Annotated in this window: 2 tRNA genes and 1 rRNA gene; all 3 read right to left on the bottom strand. The window is 47.3% G+C overall.

From position 1 onward, the window contains the following. Positions 1-348, bottom strand: a 23S ribosomal RNA gene (locus AC3WTM_RS29495); the annotation flags it as partial. Positions 349-585: 237 nt separating this feature from the next. Next, positions 586-661 (bottom strand) — tRNA-Ala (locus AC3WTM_RS29490). Between the two features lie 10 nt (positions 662-671). After that, positions 672-748, bottom strand: a tRNA-Ile gene (locus AC3WTM_RS29485). Between the last annotated feature and the right edge of the window lie 147 nt (positions 749-895).

Raw genomic sequence — 895 nt, 5'->3', positions numbered from 1 at the left:
AAGAGATTTTCGCGTACAGGGCTATCACCCACTATGGCCGCACTTTCCAGAGCGTTCCGCTAATCTCAAAGCCACTTAAGGGCTAGTCCCCGTTCGCTCGCCACTACTAAGGGAATCTCGGTTGATTTCTTTTCCTCAGGGTACTTAGATGTTTCAGTTCCCCTGGTTCGCCTCTTGCACCTATGTATTCAGTACAAGATAACCATCTTATGATGGCTGGGTTCCCCCATTCAGACATCTCCGGATCAAAGTCTGTTTGCCGACTCCCCGAAGCTTTTCGCAGGCTACCACGTCTTTCATCGCCTCTGACTGCCAAGGCATCCACCGTATGCGCTTCTTCACTTGACCATATAACCCCAAGCAATCTGGTTATACTATGAAGACGACATTCGCCGAAAATTCGAATTTCTCAACTAAGAGAACTCACAAATTTTACCTTAGCCTGATCCGTTACCAGTGAAAGTAACGTCCAGTCTATCTTTCTATCACATACCCAAATTTTTAAAGAACGAACTAGTCAAAGACTAGAAATCAACATTCACATCGGAATACTCATTTCTAAACTTTCAGAAGCAGTTATTTATATGGTGGAGCCAAACGGGATCGAACCGTTGACCTCCTGCGTGCAAGGCAGGCGCTCTCCCAGCTGAGCTATGGCCCCATAACAAAATTGGTGGGTCTGGGCAGATTCGAACTGCCGACCTCACCCTTATCAGGGGTGCGCTCTAACCAACTGAGCTACAGACCCAATTTCGAGCGCGTAACTGTTAGCTTGGAGCTATCAGCTTGGAGCTTAAAGCTGCTTCTATCGTCTTCTTCAATGAATCAAGCAATTCGTGTGGGAACTTATGGAGCAGCTGAGTCGTCGATTAAGGAGGTGATCCAGCCGCAGGTT

Source organism: Pseudomonas sp. EU05-FHT14B02 (genome assembly GCF_058791055.1).
The sequence above is the reverse complement of the archived record's forward strand: the minus strand, read 5'-3'. Positions and strand labels throughout refer to the sequence as shown.